Annotated in this window: 1 protein-coding gene and 1 pseudogene; both read right to left on the bottom strand. The window is 70.7% G+C overall.

Going from position 1 to position 4983, the window contains the following annotated elements:
• Positions 1–4003: pseudogene (locus ACIRR8_RS32990) on the bottom strand (type I polyketide synthase); the annotation flags it as partial.
• A gap of 186 nt (positions 4004–4189) precedes the next feature.
• The gene (locus ACIRR8_RS32985; RefSeq protein WP_404071762.1) at positions 4190–4894 is read right to left on the bottom strand and encodes a beta-ketoacyl reductase; all 705 of its coding nucleotides are present in this window, start codon (positions 4892–4894) and stop codon (positions 4190–4192) included.
• Positions 4895–4983: the final 89 nt, after the last annotated feature.

Raw genomic sequence — 4983 nt, 5'->3', positions numbered from 1 at the left:
GCACACCCTCACCCGACACCACCTCAACCGCACCCCGCGTCACCACCACCAAACGCGAACCCTCAAACCGCACATCACCCAAAAACGCCTGCACGCGTTCCAGGGCGCGGGAGATCTCGACGCGAGCCAGACCGCTGATCGCCTCGCCTTCGAGGCCACGGCTGCCGGTGTCCCCGGCGAGGGACCACAGAACCGTGTCCGCGCCGGCCTTCGCGATCGCGTCGAGGTCGGGATAGGAGGTGATGGAGTCGTCCCCCGGCCAGCAGCCGAGTGCGGCCCAGTTGGTGGTGTCCGGGGCGGTGACGGCCTCGGAGACCTCGGACCAGGCCATGGGGTACAGCCCCTCGCGCCCGGCACTCGCCGCCGCCCGCACCGCGTCCTTCGACAACGGACGCAGCACCAGCGAGTCCACCGACGCCACCGGCACACCCACACCATCGGCCACCAGCAGCGACACGGTGTCGGTCGAGCCGGAGCCGGACGAGGTGATGCGGACGCGCAGGACCGACGCGCCGGTCGCGTGCAGGGTCACGCCCTCCCAGGAGAAGGGCAGCATGGGTGCGCGGTCCTCGTCGGCCACGCCGGGGAGCAGGGTGTGGAGCGCGGCGTCCAGCAGAGCCGGATGCAACAGGAAACGACCCGCTTCCTCCCGCACCCCCTCCGGCAACACCACCTCAGCGAACAACTCACCCTCACCACGCCACACCCGACGCAACCCCCGGAACGCCGGACCATACCCATAACCCAGATCCACCAGACGCCCATAAGCACCCGCCAGATCCACCTCCGCAACACCCACCGGAGGCCACACCACCAACCCCTCACCCGAAGCCGCATCATCAGCCACCACCAGCGACCCGTGCGCATGCAGCACCCACTCCGCACCGGCACCGTCCCCGTCGAACTCGCCGTCGTCGGGCCGCGAGTAGACCTCCAGGACGCGCGCGCCGGAGGCGTCGGCCGCACCGACCGAGACCTGGAGCTGGACGGAGCCCTCTGCGGGCAGGACGAGCGGTGCGGCGAGGGTGAGTTCCTCGACCCGGCCGCTGCCGACCTGCTCGCCGGCGCGGGCCGCGAGTTCGAGGAGTGCGGTGCCGGGCAGCAGGACGGCGCCGGACACGGTGTGGTCCGCGAGCCACGGATGGGTACGCAGTGAGAGGCGTCCCGTGAGCAGCACCTCGCCGCCGCGTGCGACGGTGACGGAGGCGCCGAGCAGCGGGTGCCCGACCGGGTTCAGGCCGAACCCGGCGGCGTCGCCGCGGGTGGCGGGCACGTCGAGCCAGTAGCGGTCGCGCTGGAAGGCGTACGTCGGCAGCGCGTGGCGGGCGGCGCCGGTGCCGGCGAAGAACGCGGCGATGCCGGCGCCTCCGGCGGCGCGCAGGAGCAGGGCACCGATGCCGGCCACGGCCGTCTCGGGCTCGGGCCGGTCACGGCGCTGGAGTGCGATCGCCACGGAGTCGTCCCGCTGCTCGGCTTCCAGGGTCTCCTGGGCGAGGGCGGTGAGGACACCGTCGGGGCCGATCTCCACGAAAGTCTTCACGCCGCGGCCGACGAGGTAACGGATGCCGTCGTGGAAGCGGACGGCCTCACGGATGTGACGCGCCCAGTAGTCGGGCGACATCAGCTCCTCGTCCTTCGCCAGCGTCCCCGTCACGTTCGACACCACCGGAATACGCGGCGAGTGGAACGTCAACCCACCGACCACCGTACGGAACTCATCGAGGATTCCCTCCATGTGCGGGGAATGGAAAGCATGGCTGACCGTCAGCTCCTTCGCCTTACGACCCCGGCCCCGCAGCTCCTCCACCACCTCCCCCACCGCATCACGATCACCCGACACGACGACCGACTGCGGCCCGTTCACCGCCGCCACCGCCACCCGGGACTCCCGCCCCGCCAGCAGCTCACGGACCTCGGACTCCGCAGCCCGCACCGACACCATCGCCCCACCCGCCGGAGCCGACTGCATCAACCGACCCCGCACCGCCACCAACGCAGCCGCATCAGCAAGATCCAGCACACCCGCCACATGAGCAGCCGCCACCTCACCGATCGAATGACCGGCCAGATAATCCGGCCGCACACCCCACGACTCCACCAACCGGAACAACGCCACCTCGACAGCGAACAACGCCGCCTGCGTATTCACCGTCTCATCAAGACCCTCACCACCCCACACCACATCAGCCACCGAACGCCCCACCACATCCAGCGCACCGTCCAGCGCAGCTACCACCTCATCGAAAGCAGCCGCATACACCGGAAACGCCTCGTACAACTCCCGGCCCATACCCACCCGCTGAGCACCCTGCCCCGTGAACAGGAACGCCGACCGACCACCCACCCGCACACCACGCACCACACCCACCGACGACCCACCCGACACCAGGGAGTCGAGGCCGGTGACCAGGTCGTCGTGGTTCCGGCCCACGACGACGGCGCCGTGGTCGAGTACGGCGCGGCCGGTCGCGAGGGTGTACGCGACGTCGAGCGGATCGGCGTCGGGGTTCTCGTCCAGGTGCGCGCGCAGCTTCTCGGCCTGCGCCCGCAGCGCGTCCGGAGTCCTGCCGGAGAGCACCCAGGGGAGAACGGCGGGGGCCACCGGCTCCACGGCGGTCGGCTCGTCCTCGGCCGGCTCCTCCCCCGGTGCCTGTTCGAGGATGACGTGGGCGTTGGTGCCGCTGAAGCCGAAGGAGGAGACGCCCGCCCGGCGGGGGCGGTCCACGGCCGGCCAGTCGCGGGCCTCGGTGAGCAGTTCGACGGCTCCGGCCGTCCAGTCGACGACTGGGGTGGGGTCGTCGGCGTACAGGGACTTGGGCAGGACGCCGTGCTCCATGGCCTGGACCATCTTGATGATCCCGCCGACACCGGCGGCCGCCTGTGCGTGTCCAATATTGGACTTCAACGAGCCGAGCCACAGGGGCTGTTCGTCCGAGTGGTCGCGGCCGTAGGTGTTCAGGAGTGCCTGGGCCTCGATCGGGTCACCCAGCGTCGTACCCGTACCGTGCGCCTCCACCGCATCCACATCGGCCGCACCGAGACCCGCGTTCGCCAGCGCCTGACGGATCACCCGCTCCTGCGACGGACCGTTCGGCGCCGTCAGACCGTTGCTCGCACCATCCTGATTGATCGCCGAACCCCGCACCACAGCCAGCACCCGGTGACCATTACGCCGAGCGTCCGACAACCGCTCCACCAGCAGCAGACCCGCACCCTCCGCCCAGCCCGTACCGTCGGCGGAGCCCGCGAACGGCTTGCAGCGGCCGTCGGCCGCGAGGCCGCGAAGCCGGGAGAACTCGATGAAGGGCATGGGTGTCGGCATGACGGTCACCCCGCCGGCCAGCGCGAGGTCGCACTCGCCGTTGCGCAGCGCGTTGGCGGCGAGATGCAGGGCGACGAGCGAGGACGAGCAGGCCGTGTCCACCGTCACCGCCGGACCCTCCAGACCCAGGGTGTACGCCACCCGGCCCGACGCCACACTGCCCGCACTCCCACTCGCCAGATATCCCTCAAGACCCTCGGGCAGTTCGCCGACACGGGACCCGTAGTCGCCGTACATCACGCCGGTGAAGACACCGGTGCGGCTGCCCTGAAGCGTGGCCGGAACGATCCCGGCACTCTCCAGCGACTCCCAGGCGGTCTCCAGCAGCAGCCGCTGCTGCGGGTCCGCGCCCAGTGCCTCGCGCGGCGACATCCCGAAGAACTCCGGGTCGAAGAGATCCGCGTCATGCAGGAACCCACCGTGGCGTGCGTAGCTGGTGCCGGAGCTCTCCGGATCCGGGTCGAAGAGCTCGTCCAGATTCCAGCCGCGGTTGGAGGGGAACTCACTCACCGCGTCGACACCGCCCGAGACCAGCCGCCACAGGTCCTCCGGCGAGGACACACCACCCGGATAGCGGCACGCCATCCCCACGATCGCGATCGGTTCGCTCTGCTTGTCCTCCACTTCGCTCAGCCGCTTGCGCGCGTCGCGCGCGTCGGCGATGGCCCGCTTGAGGTATTCGCGCAGCTTGCCTTCGTCGGTCGTCACGTGTTCTCAACTCCATGAAGCGATGGGGGATGTCAGCGAAGTGCTACTGGTGGGCGGGCCCGCCCCGCCGGAGGCGGTGGGCCCGGCCGAGCAGGCGCGGGGGCCGGCCCTGTGGGGCCGGCCGGCCGCGCCTGCCGGAGGTTCATCCGAGCCGGTCGGTCATTCGAGTCCGTCGAGGAGCGCGAACAGTTCCTCGTCGCTCGCGGAGTCGAGGTCCGCCTCGTCCGCGGCCTTGGCCGGGGCAGCGGTGCCGGGGGCCGCTGTCGCGGCCGGTTCACCGGCGAGGGCGAGCAGCTCCCGGAGGCGCTCGGCCAGCCGGCCCCGGGAGGCGTCATCGGATGCGAGGCCCTTGAGTACGGACTCGGCGCGGTCCAGGTCGGCGAGGACCGGGGCCGTCAAGGCGCCGGTGTCCACCTGGATCTGCTCCGCGAGGAACTTGGCGAGGGCGGTGGGGCTGGGGTAGTCGAAGACGAGGGTGGTGGGAAGCCGCAGGCCGGTCGCCTGGTTCAGCTGGTTGCGCAGCTCCACCGCCGTCAGCGAGTCGAACCCCAGCTCCTGGAACGGACGGTCGCCGTCGATGACCGAGGCGTCCGTGTGCCCCAGCACCCCGGCAACCTGCCCCCGCACCAACTCGGCCAACGCGTCCTCGCGTTCGGCCGCGCCCAGCACGGCGAGCTGTTCCATGAGACCCGGGGCCCGGCCGGATCCCGTACCGCCGGCGGTCTTGCGGCGGGCGGGGGCGGCGGGCACCAGACCCCGGAGAACAGGATGAACACGCTGACTCTGACGCAGGACCTTCGTGTCGAGGTACGTCACCGCGAGAACCGGCTCAGCCATCGACAACGCCGCGTCGAACAACTCCATCGCCTCAACCGAAGGCAACGCCCGCAAACCCAACCGACCCAACCGACGCAGATCCGTCTCACTCAACCCACCACTGATCGCACTCTCCT

Origin of the sequence: Streptomyces sp. NPDC101178 (genome assembly GCF_044767965.1) — a bacterium.
Lineage (GTDB): Bacteria > Actinomycetota > Actinomycetes > Streptomycetales > Streptomycetaceae > Streptomyces.
This window is presented reverse-complemented; position numbering and strand designations above follow the sequence as displayed.

What these genes read in the sequence shown, in the direction of transcription:
- ACIRR8_RS32985 (WP_404071762.1), bottom strand. Translation starts at nt 4,894, where the DNA reads ATGGAGTTGTTCGACGCGGCGTTGTCGATGGCTGAGCCGGTTCTCGCG.